Origin of the sequence: Pseudomonas sp. FW305-28 (assembly GCF_017351395.1) — a bacterium.
GTDB classification, from domain to species: Bacteria; Pseudomonadota; Gammaproteobacteria; order Pseudomonadales; family Pseudomonadaceae; genus Aquipseudomonas; species Aquipseudomonas fluorescens_AA.
This window is the reverse complement of sequence record NZ_JACNDD010000004.1, coordinates 25,396-44,737: the sequence shown is the minus strand read 5'-3', so window position 1 is coordinate 44,737 and position 19,342 is coordinate 25,396. Positions and strand designations below refer to the sequence as shown.

General features: G+C 62.9%; 16 protein-coding genes. 11 read left to right on the top strand and 5 right to left on the bottom strand.

Translation table 11 applies throughout. The features are described 5' to 3' along the window. Positions 1–95 precede the first annotated feature (95 nt). A complete protein-coding gene (gene secA / locus J4E53_RS01985) occupies positions 96–2,831 on the bottom strand; it encodes a preprotein translocase subunit SecA (protein WP_060740885.1) in 2,736 nt (911 codons plus the stop codon). A 307-nt stretch (positions 2,832–3,138) separates the two neighbouring features. Here secA and J4E53_RS01980 point away from each other — a divergent pair, with 307 nt between their 5' ends. Then, positions 3,139–3,594: a DUF721 domain-containing protein gene (locus J4E53_RS01980; RefSeq protein ID WP_003205074.1), complete on the top strand. Its 456-nt coding sequence runs from the start codon at positions 3,139–3,141 to the stop codon at positions 3,592–3,594. Between the two features lie 270 nt (positions 3,595–3,864). Here the strand turns inward: J4E53_RS01980 and J4E53_RS01975 are convergent, their stop codons facing one another. Then, complete coding sequence (locus J4E53_RS01975) at positions 3,865–5,355, bottom strand: helicase HerA-like domain-containing protein (protein ID WP_060740884.1); 1,491 nt, start codon at positions 5,353–5,355, stop codon at positions 3,865–3,867. 329 nt (positions 5,356–5,684) lie between these two features. On the opposite strand from J4E53_RS01975, the gene J4E53_RS01970 reads away from it, so the two are divergent. The 3 genes from J4E53_RS01970 to J4E53_RS01960 are packed head-to-tail and all read left to right on the top strand — an operon-like array spanning position 5,685 to position 8,552. Next, positions 5,685–6,776 carry a glycosyltransferase family 1 protein gene (locus J4E53_RS01970; RefSeq protein WP_092166390.1) on the top strand — a complete coding sequence of 364 codons (1,092 nt, stop codon included), beginning with the start codon at positions 5,685–5,687 and terminating at the stop codon, positions 6,774–6,776. A gap of 16 nt (positions 6,777–6,792) precedes the next feature. Then, the gene (locus tag J4E53_RS01965) at positions 6,793–7,560 is read left to right on the top strand and encodes a DUF2334 domain-containing protein (RefSeq protein ID WP_103311263.1); all 768 of its coding nucleotides are present in this window, start codon (positions 6,793–6,795) and stop codon (positions 7,558–7,560) included. After that, a complete protein-coding gene (locus J4E53_RS01960; protein WP_060740881.1) occupies positions 7,557–8,552 on the top strand; it encodes a lysylphosphatidylglycerol synthase transmembrane domain-containing protein in 996 nt (331 codons plus the stop codon). The genes J4E53_RS01965 and J4E53_RS01960 overlap by 4 nt, the downstream gene beginning before the upstream one ends. 4 nt (positions 8,553–8,556) lie before the next feature. On the opposite strand, the gene J4E53_RS01955 is transcribed toward J4E53_RS01960, so the two are convergent. Next, entirely contained in the window at positions 8,557–8,730 is a 174-nt protein-coding gene (locus tag J4E53_RS01955) for a hypothetical protein (protein ID WP_170842278.1), read from the bottom strand. 57 nt (positions 8,731–8,787) lie between these two features. Continuing rightward, complete coding sequence (gene purU / locus J4E53_RS01950; protein WP_060740880.1) at positions 8,788–9,636, bottom strand: formyltetrahydrofolate deformylase; 849 nt, start codon at positions 9,634–9,636, stop codon at positions 8,788–8,790. Positions 9,637–9,940: 304 nt separating this feature from the next. Between purU and mvaT the strand changes: the two genes are divergently transcribed. Further along, the gene (mvaT, locus tag J4E53_RS01945; RefSeq protein WP_003205091.1) at positions 9,941–10,318 is read left to right on the top strand and encodes a histone-like nucleoid-structuring protein MvaT; all 378 of its coding nucleotides are present in this window, start codon (positions 9,941–9,943) and stop codon (positions 10,316–10,318) included. 81 nt (positions 10,319–10,399) lie between these two features. Here mvaT and sbcB read toward each other — a convergent pair whose 3' ends face one another. Beyond that, positions 10,400–11,836 (bottom strand): exodeoxyribonuclease I, encoded by a 1,437-nt coding sequence (gene sbcB, locus J4E53_RS01940; RefSeq protein ID WP_103311264.1) that lies wholly within the window; start codon positions 11,834–11,836, stop codon positions 10,400–10,402. A 345-nt stretch (positions 11,837–12,181) separates the two neighbouring features. On the opposite strand from sbcB, the gene J4E53_RS01935 reads away from it, so the two are divergent. The 6 genes from J4E53_RS01935 to J4E53_RS01910 all read left to right on the top strand — a co-directional run bounded on the left by J4E53_RS01935 (position 12,182) and on the right by J4E53_RS01910 (position 19,086). Then, positions 12,182–12,907 (top strand): RDD family protein, encoded by a 726-nt coding sequence (locus J4E53_RS01935; RefSeq protein ID WP_060740878.1) that lies wholly within the window; start codon positions 12,182–12,184, stop codon positions 12,905–12,907. Beyond that, positions 12,904–13,878: a stage II sporulation protein M gene (locus J4E53_RS01930; protein ID WP_103311124.1), complete on the top strand. Its 975-nt coding sequence runs from the start codon at positions 12,904–12,906 to the stop codon at positions 13,876–13,878. The genes J4E53_RS01935 and J4E53_RS01930 overlap by 4 nt, the downstream gene beginning before the upstream one ends. After that, positions 13,865–15,406 (top strand): DUF4129 domain-containing protein, encoded by a 1,542-nt coding sequence (locus tag J4E53_RS01925; RefSeq protein ID WP_103311125.1) that lies wholly within the window; start codon positions 13,865–13,867, stop codon positions 15,404–15,406. The genes J4E53_RS01930 and J4E53_RS01925 overlap by 14 nt, the downstream gene beginning before the upstream one ends. Further along, positions 15,403–16,566, top strand: a complete 1,164-nt coding sequence (locus tag J4E53_RS01920; RefSeq protein ID WP_103311127.1) for a DUF4350 domain-containing protein — start codon at positions 15,403–15,405, stop codon at positions 16,564–16,566. Before J4E53_RS01925 ends, J4E53_RS01920 begins: the two co-directional genes overlap by 4 nt. Then, positions 16,563–17,567 carry a MoxR family ATPase gene (locus tag J4E53_RS01915; protein WP_092201425.1) on the top strand — a complete coding sequence of 335 codons (1,005 nt, stop codon included), beginning with the start codon at positions 16,563–16,565 and terminating at the stop codon, positions 17,565–17,567. Before J4E53_RS01920 ends, J4E53_RS01915 begins: the two co-directional genes overlap by 4 nt. Positions 17,568–17,754: 187 nt before the next feature. Beyond that, positions 17,755–19,086: a DUF58 domain-containing protein gene (locus J4E53_RS01910; RefSeq protein WP_060740873.1), complete on the top strand. Its 1,332-nt coding sequence runs from the start codon at positions 17,755–17,757 to the stop codon at positions 19,084–19,086. The last annotated feature ends 256 nt before the right edge of the window (positions 19,087–19,342 follow it).

The window sequence follows — 19,342 nt, the reverse complement described above, 5'->3', positions numbered from 1 at the left end:
GACGCCGTCCTCATTGGGACGGCGAATCAAAATGGCAAAACGCCGCGACGGATAGCATCCGGTCGCGGCGCGGGTGGTTCAGCGTTGAGACGGGTTTATTGGATCTGCCCGTGGCAATGCTTGTATTTCTTGCCCGAACCGCAATAGCACAGTTCGTTGCGGCCCAGCTTCTGCTCGTTGCGCACCGGTGCGGTCGCCAGGGCGACATCCACATCGACGCCCTCTTCGGCGACCACTTCCAGGCCAGGGGCTTCGGCGTGTTCGAACTGCATGCGCGCAGCCAGGGCTTCGGCCTCCTGACGCAGGCGGGCTTCTTCCTCGGCCGGGTCTTCGCGGCGAACCTGTACGTGGGACAACACACGGATCGAGTCGCGCTTGATCGAATCGAGCAGCTCGGAGAACAGCGTGTAGGACTCGCGCTTGTACTCCTGCTTCGGGTTCTTCTGGGCGTAACCACGCAAATGGATACCGTGGCGCAGGTGGTCCATGGTCGACAGGTGGTCTTTCCACAAATCGTCCAGTACCCGCAGCACAATCTGCTTCTCGAAGGAGCGCAGTGCCTCGGCGCCCGCCTGGTCTTCCTTCTCGTTGTAGGCAGCGATCAGTTCGGCCAGCAGTTTTTCACGCAGGGTTTCTTCGTACAGGTGATCGTCTTCGTCGAGCCATTGCTGGATCGGCAATGCCACGCCGAAATCGCTCTGCAAGGCGGCTTCCAGGCCGGCGACGTCCCACTGTTCCGGCAGCGACTGCGGCGGGATGTGGGCGCTGACGGTGGCGTTGAGCACGTCCTGGCGGAAATCGGCGATGGTTTCGCCAATGTTGTCGGCGGCCAACAAACTGTTACGCATGTGATAGATCACTTTACGCTGTTCGTTGTTGACGTCGTCGAACTCGAGCAATTGCTTGCGGATATCGAAGTTGCGGCCTTCGACCTTGCGCTGGGCCTTCTCGATGGCGTTGGTCACCATACGGTGCTCGATCGCCTCGCCGGGCTGCATGCCCAGGGCCTTCATGAAGTTCTTCACCCGGTCAGAGGCGAAGATGCGCATCAGGCTGTCTTCCAGGGACAGGTAGAAACGGCTGGAGCCGGCATCGCCCTGGCGACCGGCACGGCCACGCAGCTGGTTGTCGATACGACGGGATTCGTGACGCTCGGAAGCGATCACCTGCAAACCGCCGGACTCGAGCACCTGCTGGTGACGCTTCTGCCAGTCGGCCTTGATCTGCGCGATCTGCTCGGGGGTCGGGCCTTCCAGGCTGGCGACTTCCACTTCCCAGTTGCCGCCCAGCAGGATGTCGGTACCACGACCGGCCATGTTGGTGGCGATGGTCAGCGCACCCGGGCGACCGGCCTGGGCGATGATCTCGGCTTCCTTCTCGTGGAACTTGGCGTTGAGGACCTTGTGCTCGATGCCTTCCTTGTTGAGCAAGGCGGACATGTGCTCGGAGGTCTCGATGGTGGCGGTACCGACCAGGATCGGACGGCCCTGGGCCATGCCTTCCTTGATGTCGTTGATGATCGCCGCGTACTTCTCTTCGGCGGTCAGGAACACCAGGTCGTTGTAGTCCTTGCGGGCCAGTGGCTTGTTCGGCGGGATCACCACCACTTGCAGGCCGTAGATCTGGTGGAATTCGAACGCCTCGGTGTCGGCGGTACCGGTCATGCCGGACAGCTTGTTGTACAGGCGGAAGTAGTTCTGGAAGGTGGTCGAGGCCAGGGTCTGGCTCTCGGCCTGGATGTTCAGGCCTTCCTTGGCTTCGATGGCCTGGTGCAGGCCTTCGGACAGGCGACGACCCGGCATGGTACGGCCGGTGTGCTCGTCCACCAGCACGACCTGGCCATCCTGGACGATGTACTCGACGTTGCGATGGAACAGCTTGTGGGCACGCAGGCCGGCATAGACGTGGGTCAGCAGGCCCAGGTTATGGGCCGAGTAGAGGCTCTCGCCTTCGGCCAGCAAGCCGACGCGGGTGAGCATTTCCTCGATGAACTGGTGGCCGGCTTCGTTGAGTTCGACCTGGCGGGTCTTCTCGTCGATGGTGTAGTGCCCGGGCTGGGTCACTTCGCCTTCGACTTCCTCGACGTGCAGCTTGAGCTGCGGGATCAGCTTGTTGATCTCGATGTACAGCTTGGAGCTGTCCTCGGCCTGACCGGAAATGATCAGCGGGGTACGGGCTTCGTCGATGAGGATGGAGTCGACTTCGTCGATCACGGCAAAGTTGAGTTCACGCTGGAATTTTTCTTCCATGCTGAACGCCATGTTGTCGCGCAGGTAGTCGAACCCGAATTCGTTGTTGGTGCCGTAGGTGATGTCGGCGGCATAGGCGGCGCGCTTCTCTTCCGGCGGCTGGAACGGCGTGACGACGCCGACGGTCAGGCCGAGGAATTCGTAGAGCGGGCGCATCCAGTTGGCGTCGCGGCGGGCCAGGTAGTCGTTGACCGTCACCACGTGCACGCCCTTGCCGGACAATGCGTTGAGGTACACGCCCAGGGTCGCCACGAGGGTCTTGCCCTCACCGGTACGCATTTCGGCGATCTTGCCTTCGTGCAAGGTCATGCCGCCGATCAACTGAACGTCGAAGTGGCGCATGCCCATGATCCGCTTGCCGGCTTCACGGGCGACCGCAAAGGCTTCGGGCAGGAGCTGATCAAGGGTTTCCCCCTTGGCGATGCGGTCCTTGAATTCGGCAGTCTTGGCGCGTAACTGATCGTCCGAAAGGGCCACCATTTGCTCTTCGAAGGCATTGACAGTCTGTACCGTCTTGAGCATGCGCTTGACTTCACGCTCGTTCTTGCTTCCAAAAAGTTTCTTTAACAAAGGCGCAAACATATCGGCAGGATCTTCCACACTAAAGGGATGGAGGGCGGCCCCATGAGTCGCCCGTGCAGCCCTCATGGCCGCATGCGAACGAGCATTCTACCCGGAAACGATGGAGAGGAAAGTGGCGTTATTCCACGATGCTGGCACAGCGCTGTGACGGGGCCACCCTAAAATAAGGGCTTTTGCGCGAACTTCAACCCACAAAGCGCAGAAGTTACTCACTGATTGTGTAGCCAAAAGCCGCTGGGCGAGAGGGTCGAGGCGCGTCCGGCGCTTTCTGCTACCATGGCGCCTCTGTCACTTGCGGTATTCATTCATGGCCTTCCGCCCTCTTCCAGCCAAGGCGCCCGCCGTTCTGCTGCGCGAAGCCAAGCCGCTGAAAGCCATCTTCGGCCACGCCAAACGCCTGGGCCACTTGCAGCGCCTGCTGGACAGCCAGTTGCAACCGGCCGCGCGCGAGCATTGCCACGTGGCGTCCTGGCGCGAAGGCAGCCTGCTGTTGATCGTCACCGACGGCCACTGGGCCACGCGCCTGCGCTACCAGCAAAAACGCCTGCTGCGCCAACTCCAGGCGTTCGAAGAATTCGCCAACCTGACGCGGATCCTGTTCAAGGTGCAGCCACCCACCGTCCAGGTCGGCGCCAAGGGCCACACGCTGGATCTGTCCACCGACGCCGCGGCAACCATCCAGGCCACCGCCGACGGCATCACCGATCCCAACCTGCGGGCGGCGCTGGAGCGCTTGGCGGCACATGCGCGGCCCAAGGATTGAGATTTTCGGCGCCGGCTAGATAGCAATCGCGAGCAAGCTCGCTCCCACAGTGGACCTGCAGCGCCCACCTCTTTCGTGTACGACACCATCCCTTGTGGGAGCGAGCTTGCTCGCGATTGCGGCAGGTCAGCCGGTACACTTTTCGCCTGCCAAACCGCCTTCGCGAGCAAGCTCGCTCCCACAGTGGATCTGCAGCGGCCACCTATTTCGCGTACGACACCAATCCCTTGTGGGAGCGAGCTTGCTCGCGAAGGGGCAACTCGGTCTCGACTACCGGCGCCGCTTGCTGCCCCCCAGCAACGACCCCATCAACCCGCGCACCAATTGCCGGCCCAGTTGATTGGCCGCCTGGCGCATCGCCGATTTGAGCGCCTGGCCGGCTGCCGTGCCGAGGAACTCGCCGGCCTTTTCGGTGAAGCTGGGTTCTTCGTCCGCGGACTTGCCCGGCACCGCGTCGGCCTGGGGCTCCAGCCCCTTGCGTCCCATCAGCACTTCGTAGGCCGATTCGCGATCAATGGGCTTGTCGTAGCGCCCCTGCAACGACGAACTGGCGATCAACCCGGCACGCTCGGCCTCGCTCAGCGGCCCGATGCGCGATTGCGGGGGCGCCACCAGCACGCGCTGGACCATTTCCGGCGTGCCTTTTTCCTGCAAGGTGCCCACCAGGGCTTCACCGATGCCCAGCTCGGTCAGCACCGCCAGGGCATCGAACTGCGGGTTGGGCCGGAAACCGTCGGCCACCGCCCGCAGGGATTTCTGTTCCTTGGCCGTGAAGGCCCGCAAGCCGTGCTGGATACGCAACCCTAACTGAGCGAGCACATCGTCCGGCAAGTCACCCGGCGACTGGGTCACGAAATACACCCCCACGCCCTTGGAACGGATCAGCCGCACCACTTGCTCCAGGCGCTCCTGCAAAGCCTTGGGCGTACCGGCAAAGAGCAAGTGCGCCTCATCGAAGAACAGCGCCAGCAGCGGCTTGTCCGCATCGCCGCGCTCGGGCAACTGTTCGAACAGCTCGGCCAGCAGCCACAGCAGGAACGTCGCGTAGACCTTCGGCGCTTCGTGGACCAGGCGGCTGGCGTCGAGCAAGTGGATGCGGCCACGGCCATCGCTGGCCGGTTGCAGGATGTCTTCGAGCTGCAACGCCGGTTCGCCGAACAACGCGTCCGCGCCCTGCTGCTCCAAAGTGGACAGGCGCCGCAGCAGCGCCTGACTGGAGCCAGTGGTCATCAGCGCCGCGTCGTCCCCCAGCAGCTCGGGGTTGTCCTTGAGATGATTGAGCAGCGCCTTCAGGTCCTTGAGGTCCAGCAGCAACAGGCCTTCACGGTCGGCCACCTTGAACGCGGCGTAGAGCGCCGACTGCTGGCTGTCCGTGAGTTCCAGCAGGCTGCCGATCAACAACGGGCCCATTTCACTCAGGGTGGTGCGCAGTGGATGCCCGGACTGGCCGTGGATATCCCACAAGGTCACCGGATAAGCCTGGGGCTTGTGGTTGAGCCAGGGCATGCCGGCGATGCGCTCGGCGATCTTGCCCTGGGGGTTGCCGGCAGCACCCAGGCCGCACAGGTCACCCTTGATATCCGCCGCGAACACCGCCACGCCGGCATCGCTGAACATTTCGGCCAGGCGCTGCAAGGTGACGGTCTTGCCGGTCCCGGTGGCGCCCGCCACCAGGCCATGACGGTTCGCCAGGCGCATGGCCTGGGCGATGGGCTGGCCGCTGAGGTCGGCACCGATAACGAGTTGCGATGAGTCAGGCATGTGGTCACCCGTGTGTTTGCGATATGACGCCATTTTGCACGCTTATATAAAAGCATGCCTGGCGCATTGAGGCCCTGGCAGCAGGAATAATAGCTGCGAACCTGGGCAGGCCCTATCGCGAGCAAGCTCGCTCCCACATGGGATCTGTGCCCCGCCCCAAATCTCTGTGGGAGCGAGCTTGCTCGCGATGAGGCCCTGTCAAACCCCGCAATACTCCACTGGCAGCGCACCCGCCCCACAACCCCAACCGAACATCTATTCTTCATAAAGGTCAACACAGGAGAACACAGACCGGAGGGACGTTCATCGTGCATATAGCGGACATAACCATGTTCTACGCCCCCGCCAGCGGAGGCGTGCGCACTTATCTGGATGCCAAGCACCGGCGCCTGGGCGATCGGCCCGGTATTCGCCACAGCCTGTTGATCCCCGGCGCGCATTTGAGCGAGCACGACGGAATCTACAAGGTGCCAGCCCCTGCGCTGCCGTTCGGCAAGGGCTATCGCTTCCCCCTTCGCCTGGCGCCCTGGCGCAATGTCCTGCGCGATCTGCAACCGGATCTGATCGAGGTCGGCGATCCGTACCTCACCGCCTGGGCCGCATTGGATGCCCGCCGTCAGCTCGACGTACCCGTCATCGGTTTCTATCACTCCGACCTGCCGCTGCTGGTGAGCAACCGCATGGGCAACTGGTTCACCCCCAATATCGAAGCCTATGTCAGCAAGTTGTACGGCAATTTCGACCGGGTCCTGGCGCCAAGCCAGGTCATGGCCGACAAGCTGACCGGCCTGGGGGTCAAGAACGTCTATGTGCAACCCTTGGGCGTTGACCTGCAAACCTTCACCCCCGCCGCCCGCGACCCGGGACTGCGGGCCGAGCTGGGTATCGCCGAAGACACGCGCCTGCTGATTTTCGCCGGTCGCGGCTCCAAGGAAAAAAACCTGCCGGTGCTGCTCAAGTGCATGAAACGCCTGGGCGAGCGCTATCACCTGCTGTTGGTGGGCTCATCGATGCCCGCCGTGGTGCCGGACAACGTCACGGTGGTCGACGAATTCTGCCCGGCGCCGCAAGTCGCCCGGCTCATGGCCAGCGCCGATGCCCTGGTGCACGCCGGCGACCAGGAGACCTTCGGCCTGGTGATCCTCGAAGCCATGGCCAGCGGCATTCCCGTGGTGGCGGTGGCGGCCGGGGCTTTCACCGAAATCGTCCACGAGGACTGCGGCCTGCTGTGCACGCCCAACAATCCGCAGGCCATGGCCAATGCCGTGCGGCAACTGTTCAGCGAAGGCTGCCAACGCCGTGGCCTGCTGGCGCGCCGGCATGTGGAGCGTCATTACGCCTGGGACACCGTGGTCAACAGTTTGCTGGGGCACTATTACGCCGTGCTCGGCGAACAAATGCCGTTGCTGGCCAATGGTTGAGGCGAGGACCGTGTCGATGAGTTCTTCGCCCAGCGTGCTCTTGGTGTTGCACGACGTGGCACCGCAAACCTGGCCTGACTACCAGCCCTTCGTCGAAGCCGTGGATGCCCTCGGCCAGGTGCCGATGACCTGGCTGGTGGTGCCGGACTTTCACCGTACCAATGCCTTGGAAGCTCACCCCGACTTTCGCCGCCTGCTCGACCGCCGGGTCGAGCGCGGCGACGAGTTGGTGCTGCATGGCTACTACCATTGCGACGACGGCCCTGTCGCCCGCCACCCCAAGGAGTGGTTTATGCGCCGGGTCTATACCCATGAGGGGGAGTTCTACAACCTGTCCGAGGCCGCCGCCCTCGCCCGCCTGCGCGCCGGGATCGACACCTTTGAGCGCTACCATTGGCCCCTGGAAGGTTTCGTCGCCCCGGCCTGGCTGATGAGCGAAGGCACGCGCCAGGCCTTGCGCCAGTTACCGCTGAGCTACACCAGTGACACCCAACACCTCTATCGCCTGCCCGACTTCAGCACCATCGACGCGCCGGGCCTGGTCTGGAGTGCCCGCAGTGCCTGGCGCCGTGGCCTGTCGAAGGTTATCAGCGACCAGCGTGAACAGCGCTGGCGCCAGGCCCCGGTGATTCGCCTGGGCCTGCACCCGGTGGACATGCGCCACGGGTTTTCCCGGGACTATTGGCTGCGCACCCTCGAACGCCTGCTCAACGACGGTCGCGTGCCGATGACCAAGGTCGGCTGGCTGGCAACCCAGGGGCTGCAGGCCCGCAGCGCCGCATGAAACGGCTGATCTGGCTGGGTGCCGCCCTGCTCACCGCGCTGTTGGTGCCGCTGCTGGTCGGCGGCGGGGAAATGTGGTCGCGGCTGCAGCGCTTTCCCCTGTCCCTGCTGCTGACCATGCTCGGCATGATCGTGCTGTGCTGGGGCTTGAATTCCGTGCGCCTGCGCCTGCTGCTGGGTGAATACCGTGGGCGCATCGGCGGGTGGAAAAGCATGGGCGTGGTGATGTCCACCGAGTTCGCCATGTGCGCGACGCCCGGAGGCAGTGGCGGCCCACTGACGCTGATGGCCCTGCTGGCGCGCAACGGTGTACGCCCGGCCCATGGCAGCGCGGTGTTCGCCATGGATCAACTGAGCGACTTGCTGTTCTTCCTCTGCGCCTTGGTGGGCATTCTGTTCTACGCGCTGTTCCAGAACCTCAGCCAGCGCCTGGAATGGATGCTGGCGTTGAGCGCGATTTCGTTGTTTGGCGGGCTGTTCGGCTGCGTGCTGGTGGCCCGATATCACCGTCGGCTGATTCTGCTGGGCGCTCGTGTGCTGCGGCACTTGCGGGTAAAGACCGCCACCCGCCGACGCTGGGGCCGCAAGATCCTGAACTTCCTCGCGGCCTTCACCGACACCTTGAAATTGCCACGACAGACGCTGTTCCAGGTCTTCGGCCTGACCTGCCTGCATTGGGCGCTGCGCTACAGCGTGTTGTACCTGGCATTGAAGGGGCTGGGTGCGGACCTGCAGTGGGCCTGGAGTTTCCTGATCCAGATGCTGTCCTTGAGCGCGGGACAGTTCAGCCTGCTGCCGGGCGGTGCCGGGGCGGCCGAGCTGACTTCGGCGGCGCTGTTGGCCCCCATGGTGGGCAAGTCCACCGCAGCGGCGGCGATCCTGATCTGGCGGGCGGTGACCTACTACTTTTATTTGGTGGCCGGTGGGCCGGTGTTCTTCCTGATGGTCGGGCGGCCGTTGATCAAGAAGCTGATCAGGCTCAGGCAAGCCTGACCGGTCACGGCGTCTGTTCGGGCTCGTCCTGGGGATGCAATTGCTCCCACAGTTGCGCGGCATCGGGAAACTCGGTGCCATCCTCCGGGCTCAACGCGTCGGGGTCATAGCGGCTGAGGCAGCCCTCGCCCAGGGTGGCTGGCGCCTTGGAGGTGGCTTTGTCCAATGGATCGGTCATGACGAACCTCATGAAAAAAGGCCTGGCGATCGCTCGTCCAGGCCCTTGGCAGTGTAGTCAGAAGACCACGGTCTTGTTGCCGTGCACCAGCACCCGGTCTTCCAGGTGATAACGCAGGCCCCGGGCCAATACCATCTTCTCTACGTCACGGCCGAAACGCACCATGTCTTCGATGCTGTCGCTGTGGCTGACACGCACCACGTCCTGCTCGATGATCGGGCCGGCATCCAGCTCTTCGGTCACGTAGTGACAGGTGGCGCCAATCAGCTTCACACCGCGCATCGACGCCTGGTGGTACGGCTTGGCCCCGACGAACGACGGCAGGAAACTGTGGTGGATGTTGATGACCTTGTGGGCGTACTCGCTGCACAAGGCCGGCGGCAGGATCTGCATGTAGCGGGCCAATACCACCACCTCGGCGTCGTGCTGCTTGACCAGTCGCGAGACCTCGGCGAACGCCGGATGCTTGTCTTGCGGGTCGACCGGCACGTGGTAGTACGGGATGCCGTGCCATTCCACCATGCTGCGCAAGTCATCATGGTTGGAAATCACACAGGCGATGTCGCAATCGAGTTCATCGCTGTGCCAGCGGTGCAGCAGGTCAGCCAGGCAATGAGACTCGCGGCTGGCCATCAGCACCACGCGTTTTTTCTGCGCGGTGTCGGTGATACGCCAGTCCATCGAGAACTCTTCGGCAATGGGGGCGAACGCTTCACGAAAGGCTTCAATGCCGAAGGGCAGAGAGTCGGCACGAATCTCGTGACGCATGAAAAACCAACCGCTTTGATTGTCCGAGTGATGGCTCGCTTCGGTGATCCAGCCGTTATGGGACGCCAGAAAGTTACTGACTTTAGCAACGATGCCGACGCGGTCCGGGCAAGCAATCACCAGACGAAAAGTGCGCATTAGGGGAACTCCAGAACTTCGCAAAGGCGGCCATTCTAGCCATTGCGCAGCAAAACTGCAGTATCGATGACACGCCGCATCCTGGACGACAGCCCCAAGCCATGGCCGGCACGGCTCGGGAAAGCAGATTATATGTGAACAGATGTGAAGACACTGTCGCGGCATTTAACTGCAACAGGCGTTTTTGTGGCGCAGCACTAATTAATTAAATAAAACACCGGTTAAATGTTTACTTGATGAAACTGTCTGATTACTATTGTCGCACTGTCTCCTTGTCACCCGCGTCCTACATAAGGTAGTCCACATGTCCTTGATCAATGAATACCGCGCCACAGAAGAAGCCATCAAAGAACTGCAAGCTCGCCTGAAAAACCTGTCGCAAGACGACAAACTGCAAACCGAGCTTGAATTCGAAGGCAAACTGCGCACGCTGATGGGCGAGTACTCCAAGTCGCTGCGCGACATCATTGCCCTGCTGGATCCAGAAGCCAAGTCGAGCAAAGCTCCACGTGGCGCCGTGAAAACTACCGGCACCAAGCGCGCTCGCAAAGTTAAGCAATACAAGAACCCGCACAACGGCGAAGTCATCGAAACCAAAGGTGGCAACCACAAGACTCTGAAAGAGTGGAAAGCCAAGTGGGGCGGTGACGTGGTAGAAGGCTGGGCAACCCTGCTGGGCTAAGCCTCACCGCGGCGCAAGCTTCTTTGCGAACAAAAAACGCCAGTGATTACTGGCGTTTTTTATGCCTGTTATCTTTTCATTTCATTGCGATTCAAGGCTTAAACGTTTGCGCAATTGCTGGCTGTAGCCCTGCCACTCCACGAGTACTTCTCGCTGCATCGACGTAGACTGGGCCAGCCACTCTCCCATCGCCTCATCAAAACTTTGCAAGGTATTAGGCGCGCCCCATTCCGGGGCGGACAGACGTTGTTGACAGAAAACTCTCCAGCGCCCTTGCTCTTCGGGATTCAAGGTGTCTGGAAAGTTGCGTGCCCGATATCGGAACAATAGTTCCGGCAGACGCTCATCATCGAAAGGCCATTGCGCTTGCGCCAATTGCGCCGGGTCCGCCATGCGCACTTGTTCACATAAACGCCGATCGCGATCGCCCAAGAAGCCCGCGTATAACTGTTGCTCGGGATCCTCGCTGGCGGTGAAATCCTCGCGGCCATAAATAGCCTGAAGTTTATCCTGCCAAACTTTCTGCGCGTCAGTTAGCCGCAATGCGCGCTGTTGATAGCTCTCCATGTCCAGCTCCAGCCGCTGCTGGTCCTCGACGCGCAGCACCGACAACGGCGCGACCACCGGGCATTTGTTGATATGGATAAGCTTGAGCGGCACCGGCAACTCACCTTCGAGCAGTTCTTCACGGCGGGTATACAAACGCTGGCGCAGGGTTTCGGCATCATGGTCCAACAGGCCCTGGGGGTCCAGGTGCAGGTCGCAGACGATCAGGGCGTTGCGGTTTTTCGGGTGCCAGGCCAACGGCAATACCACGCCGATGTAGTTGCGCGCCGCCGAGAAGCGACCGGAAATATGCACCATCGGCTGCAGCAGGCGGATCTGGTCCATCACCTTCTGCTTGCTGCGCAACTGGAACAGCCAGTCGTAGAGCCGCGGCTGCTGCTGACGGACCAGGCGAGCCAGGGCGATGGTCGCGCGTACGTCCGACAACGCATCGTGGGCCTGGCCATGATCGATGCCATTGGCGGCGGTCAGGCGTTCGAGCTTGAGGCTGACGCGACCGTCCTCCTGCGGCCAGACAATGCCTTGCGGGCGCAGCGCATAGGCCGCGCGCACCAGGTCGATCAAGTCCCAGCGGCTGTTGCCGCCCTGCCACTCCCGTGCGTACGGGTCGAAGAAATTCCGATAGAGGCTGTAGCGGGTCATTTCATCGTCGAAACGCAGGGTGTTGTAGCCGGCGCCACAGGTACCGGGCGCGGCCAGGTGCCCGTGGACACGGGTCATGAAATCGGCTTCGCTCAAGCCTTTTTCGGCCAGGCATGTCGGGGTGATGCCGGTAATCGCACAGGCCGCCGGATGCGGCAGGATGTCATCGCTGGGCCGGCAATACAGATTCACCGGTTCGTCGATTTCATTGAGCTCGAAATCGGTACGGATACCCGCCACCTGCAAGGGCCGGTCGCAACGCGGGTTGATGCCGGTGGTTTCGTAGTCGTACCAGAAGATGGAAGTCACGGGCTGTTCCTGAACTGAAGACTGGCGAAGTCTAGGCGCTCGAACCCGCCCTGGGCCAGCGGTGGTGTAACTTTTGAATTTCTTCACAAAATCCATGTACACCACAGACCTTATGTGGGAGCCGAGCTTGCTCGCGATGACGGCGGCACGTTCAACATCGATGCAACCAGACCCACCGCAATCGCGAGCAAGCTCGGCTCCCACAGGGATTTGGGTGAGCACACAAATCCATGAACATGGCTGATCCATCAAATGACCTGCACGGCCATATCGTTTGCCTACACAAAGGCTGCTAGCATCGCAGCCCATAGACCCTTCGAACCGGCCCCACCACTCAGGTTGCCCATGCTCGAGACACCAGCACTGCAAAGGAACGCGACGCTGCCCGCGCCCCTGGACACGCGTTATCAGGTGGAAACGCCGGAGGGCATCGACCTGCCACTGCGCCCGGCGGGGCTGATGCCCCGTGCAATCGCCTTCGCCATCGACTTGGGCATACGCGGCTTGGTCCTGGGTATTTTTTTCCTGGTCCTGGCGTTTTTCGGCGAGCTGGGGCTCGGCCTGGGGTCCATCCTGCTGTTTGTCGTCAGTTGGTGGTACATGGTGCTGTTCGAGGTACTCAACCAGGGGCGTTCTCCCGGCAAGCAGATCATGGGGCTGCGCGTGGTGCAGGACGATGGCCGGCCCATCGGCTGGTCGGCGTCGTTGATCCGTAACCTGCTGCGTTTCGTCGACATGCTGCCCTTCGGCTACACCTTTGGGGCCATCTGCTGCCTGCAGCATCCGGCGTTCAAGCGCCTGGGCGATCTCGCGGCCGGTACGCTGGTGGTCTATCGCGAACAACCGGTCAAACGCCCCGCATTGCCCATGGCCCCGCCGATACGCGCGCCTTTCACCCTGAACCTGCATGAGCAACGCGCCGTGCTGGGCTTCGCCGAACGCCAGGCAGAACTGTCCCAGGCGCGGGTCAACGAACTGGCCGCGATCCTGGCCACGCCACTGAACGTCCAGGTGCCGAACGCCACCGCCGAACTCAATGGCATCGCCCGCGGCCTGCTGGGGCCGACATGAAGCAAAGCCTGTTCGAAAGCCGCCACCAAGGAGAATGGGAGCAACTGGCCCAGCAACTCGATCAATTGGAGCGCAGCCGCAACGTGCCCCAGAGCGGTGACTTCCCTGCCGCCTACCGACGGCTTTGCCATCACCTGGCATTGGCCCAGGCCCGGGGCTACAGCAGCTTGCTGGTCGACACCCTGCAACAACTGGCGCTGCGCGGTCACCAGCAACTCTACCGGGATCGCAGCCGACCATCGGCCAGCCTTTCGGCCTTTATCCTGGTCGGTTTCCCTCGACTGGTGCGTGAACAATGGCGCTTCGTGCTGGCCGCCAGCCTGATGTTCCTGGGCAGTCTGGTCGGCATCGGGCTGCTGGTCTATCTGTTCCCGGAACTGGTCTACAGCGTGCTGGGCGCCGACGAAATCAGCCAGATCCGCAGCATGTATGACCCGGCCTCCGGGCACCTGGGGCGCTCGGTCGAACGGGCCGCCAGCGAAGACTGGGTCATGTTCGGTTACTACATCATGCACAACATCGGCATTGCCTTTCAGACGTTCGCCAGTGGCTTGATGTTTGGGCTGGGGAGTGCGTTCTTCCTGTTTTTCAATGGCCTGACCATAGGCGCGGTGGCCGGGCACCTGACGCAGATCGGCTCGGGCACAACGTTCTGGTCGTTCGTGATCGGCCACGGCGCTTTCGAACTCACCGCCATCGCCCTGGCCGGAGCCGCGGGCCTGCAACTGGGCTGGGCGTTGATCGCCCCGGGACGCCTGACCCGTGGCGAGGCCTTGCGGCTTGCGGCGGGTAAAAGCGTGCTGATGATCGGCGGCGTGATGCTATTCCTGCTCATCGCCGCGTTCATCGAGGCCTACTGGTCTTCCAGCGCGGTAACGCCCGCCACCAAATACACCGTGGGCGCCTTGTTGTGGCTGTTGGTCATCAGCTATCTGTCGCTTGCCGGACGGGCCCGCCATGCGCCTGAGTGATGCCACCGTCGTCATCCGCCCGCGCACCACCTGGGAAGCCATGGACCTTGGCGTATTGATGAGCCAGCAGCATCGACGCTTGCTGATGACCAGTTGGGCGATCATCACGCTGCCGGTGTACCTGTTGCTGACCTTGCTGCTGTGGGACTCACCGTCCCTGGTGGTGATGCTGTTCTGGTGGTTGAAACCGGCCTTTGACCGTCTGCCGCTGTACATCCTGTCCAAGGCGCTGTTTGGCGAAACCCCCACCTTGAAACAGGCCTTGCGCCAATGGCCGGCGCTGCTCAAGCCCCAGTTGCTGGCCAGCCTGACCTGGCGCCGACTGAGCCTGAGCCGCAGCTTCCTGCTGCCGGTGGTGCAACTCGAAGGGCTAACCGGTGAAGCACGGGAGCAACGCAAACGGGTATTGCTGCAACGCAACCGCGGCGCGGCGCAATGGTTGACCATCATCGGCATGCACCTGGAAACCGCCCTGTGGTTCGGCCTGATGGCCCTGTTCTATCTGTTCGTGCCGCAACAAGTCGAACTGCAATGGGACTGGGAAATGCTGGTATCAGCGGCCGACCAAAACTGGTTGTGGTTCGAACACCTGGTCAACTTCCTCTACCCGCTGCTGCTGATCTTGTGGGAGCCGGTGTACGTCGCCTGCGGCTTCAGCCTTTACCTGAACCGGCGCACGATCCTCGAAGCGTGGGACATCGAACTGGTGTTCCGGCGCCTGCGCCAGCGCCTGAGCGGCGTGGCCCCGGCATTGTTGCTGCTGGCCCTGATGATGCTGCCGCTGGCCCCCCCAGCGTGGGCCGACGAGGAGCCCAACGCCCCCGACAGCCCGCGGCTGCTCAACCAGCCCCTCACCAGCGAAGCCTCCCGGGACGGCATCAAGGCGATCCTCGACGCCCCGCCGTTCAAGAACCCGCAGACCGTCACCCGTTATCGTTTCGGCGAAGAAACCGCCGAACCCAGCGACGAGACCGAGGCCAAACCGAGCTGGCTCAAGGCCCTGTTCAAATGGCTCGGCGGCCAACGCTTCGACATCGCCGCCGCGCTGATCCAGGTCGCGCTGTGGGCCTGCCTGGTGGGTGCGATCGTCTGGCTTGCCTGGCACTACCGGGAACGCCTCAAAGCCCTGGTCAATCGGCGACCGACGCAACGCCTGCCCGTGGAGCGAGCGGCACCGGCACACATGTTCGGCCTGGATATTCGTGAAGAAAGCCTGCCGACCGACGTCGCCGCCAGCGTCGAACAGCTGTGGGCCACGCAACCCCGTGAAGCCTTGGGCCTGCTGTACCGGGCATTGCTCAGCCGATTGCACCATGACTTCAAGATCCCCTTGAAACCGTCCGACACCGAAGGCCAGGTGCTGCAACGCGTCGAACAGCTCGAGCAGGACAACCTGCTGGGCTTCAGCAAAAGCCTGACCCTGCATTGGCAGAACATTGCCTATGGGCATCGCCCGCCGCCGCTCCACCTGCAACAGGAACTGTGTGACGGCTGGCGCGGGTTGTTCGGGCCGGGAGCGTCTCGATGAGCCGGCACGCGGGGTGGCTGATCGGCGCCGTGCTGGCCGCCGTGGTGTGCGCATTCGGTTTCTATCTCTACACCCAGGCCGTGCCCTATGAAGAGGTCGTCGAGCACGGTCCCTCTCCAGAAGTACAGGCCAACCCTTACCTGGCCGCCGAACTGTTCCTGCGCCAGCGGGGGATCAACGTCGAGCACGCCAACAGCCTGGAGGTGCTGCCCACCCTGGAGCCACGCCAGCACAGCCTGCTGTTGCTGGGCGAGCGCACCCACATGACGCCACGGGAAGTCGAACAGTTGATGAACTGGACCCGGGCCGGCGGACGCCTGGTCTTTGTGGCCGAAGCCTTGTGGGACAAGAGCACCGGCAGCAGCGGCGACCTGCTGCTCGACCGCGTGCGCCTGCGCCAACTCCTGAGCGAAGACCTCAAGGAGCCCGCGCCCGAACTGATCAAGGACCGTTACCCGGAACTGACCAAGCTCTACCTTGAAGACGAAGAAGCGCCAGCGTATGCCGGTTTCGACACCGACTTCCACCTCGAAGACCCGCACAACCTGGCCCAGGCCTGGGCCAACAGCGCGTTGTCGACCCACATGATGCAATTGAAGCTCGGCCTCGGCTCGATCACCGTGATCACCGACGCCGAGCTGTGGAAGAACGACGCCATCGACCAGTACGATAACGCCTGGCTGCTCTGGTATTTGAGCGCCGACACGGACGTCACCCTGCTGTTCAACACCGACCACGACACCTTGCTGACCCTGTTGCTGCGCTACTTCCCCCAGGCGCTGGTGGCACTGCTGGCCTTGGTTGCCCTGTGGTTCTGGCGTTCGGCGGTGCGCCACGGCCCGCTGCAACCACCGGCCTCCCAGGCCCGGCGCCAACTGGAAGAACACGTACAGGCCAGCGCCGGTTTCCACCTGCGCCACAACGGCCAGCAGCACCTGTTGCACGCCTTGCAACAAGACGTGCTGCGCCGGGCCCGCCATCTTCACCCAGGCTTCGAACAACTGGCCGTCGCCGAACAATGGCAGGTCCTCGCCCGCCTGACCCGGCAACCCACGCGGGCCATCAGCCAGGCCTTGAGCCCACGACCGAAACAGCGTATGTCCAGCGCAGAGTTCTGCCGCCAGGTCGCCCATTTGCAAACCCTCAGGAATGCCTTATGACTGAACAGAACGAACCTATCGACAGCCAGGCCCACGCCGCCCAACAGCGCCAGCGCGCCATTCAGTTGGCCCAGGCGATCCGCACCGAGCTGCGCAAGGCGGTGGTTGGTCAGGCCAGCGTGATCGACGATGTGCTCACGGCGCTGATCGCCGGCGGCCACGTGCTGCTCGAAGGCGTTCCCGGGCTGGGCAAGACGTTGCTGGTGCGCGCCTTGGCTCGCTGTTTCAACGGCGAGTTCGCGCGCATCCAGTTCACCCCCGACCTGATGCCCAGCGACGTCACCGGGCACGCGGTGTATGACTTGCAGACCGAGCAGTTCAAGCTGCGCAAGGGCCCGGTGTTCACCAACCTGTTGCTGGCCGACGAGATCAACCGCGCACCGGCCAAGACCCAGGCCGCGCTGCTCGAAGCCATGCAGGAACGCCAGGTCACCCTCGAAGGCCGCGCCCTGCCCATCAGCCAGCCATTCATGGTACTCGCCACCCAGAACCCCATCGAACAGGAAGGCACCTACCCGCTGCCGGAAGCCGAGCTCGACCGCTTCATGCTCAAGGTGCGCATGGACTACCCGGACGCCGACCAGGAGCTGGACATGGTGCGCCAGGTCAGCCGCTCGACCCGTGCCGACATGCTTGACGTGCAGCCGCTGCGCATGGTGCTGCAAGCCAAGGACGTGCAAGCGTTGCAACGCATCGCCAGCGACCTGCCGATGGACGACCAGGTGCTCGACTACGCCGTGCGCCTGGCCCGCACCACCCGCAGTTGGCCGGGCCTGACCCTCGGCGCCGGGCCCCGTGCTTCAATTGCGCTGGTCCGTTGCGCCCGGGCCCGGGCATTGTTGCGCGGCGGCGAGTTCGTGGTGCCGGACGACATCAAGGGCTGCGCCCTGGCCGTACTGCGCCATCGGGTACGGCTGGCGCCGGAACTGGACATCGAAGGGCTGTCGGTGGACCAGGTGCTGGGGCAACTGCTCGATCAAGTGCCGGCGCCGCGGTTGTGAATGCGCATTTCGTGATGGAGAGACTCATTGTGGCGAGGGGATTTATGTGGGAGCAAGGCTTGCCCGCGATGGAGGCGACGCGTCCTCGCAGAAATCGAGGCGCCTGTTTCGCGAGCAAGCTTTGCTCCCACATAAATCCCATCGCCACAAAAGCTCGCTTTGCATTTCTCCCAAAGGGCATGTGTCGATGAAACCCTCGCGCCTGCTCTTGATCTGGCTCGCGGTGCTGCTGGCCCTCGGCATTGTGCTGGGTGCGCTGCGGGCACTCGGCGTGACGGTGCCAGCGACGCTGCTGTCGATCAACTGGGGTTTGCTGCTGGCCGTGCTGGCCCTTGCACTGTTCGACGCAGTGCGCGTCCGGCGCCTGCCCTCGCCCCGGCTGCAACGGCAAATGCCCGGGAGCCTGGCCCTGGGTCGCTGGGGTGACGTGCGGTTGGACATCAGCCATGACTTTGTCCAACCACTGCACGTGCAGCTTTTCGATCATGTACCCGACGGCCTGGACTTCGAAAACCTGCCCCTGTCCGTCGAGCTGCAACCCGGCCAACGCAGCCAGGTCGGCTACCGCCTGCGCCCGCTCAAACGCGGTCACTTCACCTTCGTCCAGTGCGAAACCAACCTGCCAAGCCCGCTGGGCCTGTGGACCGACAAACGCCTGCTGGAGGCCGTCGACCACACCCGTGTCTACCCAGACTTCGCCAGGCTCTACGACGGTCAACTGCTGGCGGTGGACAATTGGCTCAGCCAACTCGGCATCCGCCAGCGTCAACGCCGTGGCCAAGGGCAGGAATTCCATCAACTGCGGGAGTTTCGCGAAGGCGACAGCCTGCGCCAGATCGACTGGAAAGCCACTGCCCGCCACCGCACACCGATTGCCCGGGAATACGAAGACGAGCGCGACCAGCAGATCATCTTCATGCTCGACTGCGGCCGGCGCATGCGCAGCCAGGACGGCGAGCTGGCGCACTTCGACCACGCCCTCAACGCGTGCCTGTTGCTCAGCTACACCGCCCTGCGCCAGGGCGATGCCGTGGGCCTGAGCACGTTCGCCAGCGAACAAAGCCGCTACCTGGCCCCGGTCAAAGGCACCGGCCAGCTCAACGTCCTGCTCAACACCGTGTACGACCTCGACAGCAGCCAACGCCCCGCCGACTACCAGGCCGCCGTCACCGAACTGCTGGCCCGGCAAAAACGCCGGGCCCTGGTGGTGCTGGTGACCAACCTGCGGGATGAAGACGATGCGCAACTGCTCGCCGCCGTGAAACGGCTGGGGCAACAACATCGGGTGCTGGTGGCCAGCCTGCGGGAAGAAGCCCTCGACCGCTTGCGCCAGGCGCCGGTGCAAAGCCTGCCTGAAGCCTTGGCTTATTGCGGGACGGTGGATTATTTGAACGCCCGGGCCGAGCTGCATAAGCAGCTGGCCGCCCATGGCGTACCCACCCTGGATTCACGCCCTAGTGAGTTGGGGGCGGAGCTGGTGACCCAATACCTGGCCTGGAAAAAGGCCGGGACCGCCTAGGTCCTACAGCGAGCCTGCGAAGCTCCAGCTGACTACAGCGCCTTGCGCAACGGACTACAGATCCGCCAGAATCCGCCGGCTTGTGCACCTTGGCCTTGCCCCGTAACTTGATTCGCGTCGCTGATATCCAGCGATCGGGTTTAGTCGCCCGGGAGGTATAACGAAGTGCATCAGTGTCATCCAATCGGGTTCCCCTATCCCCGTACTTAATGGTGGCTGTGCGCAGGGCGCCCTCGGGCGCGCCGGTTCTTTCGTT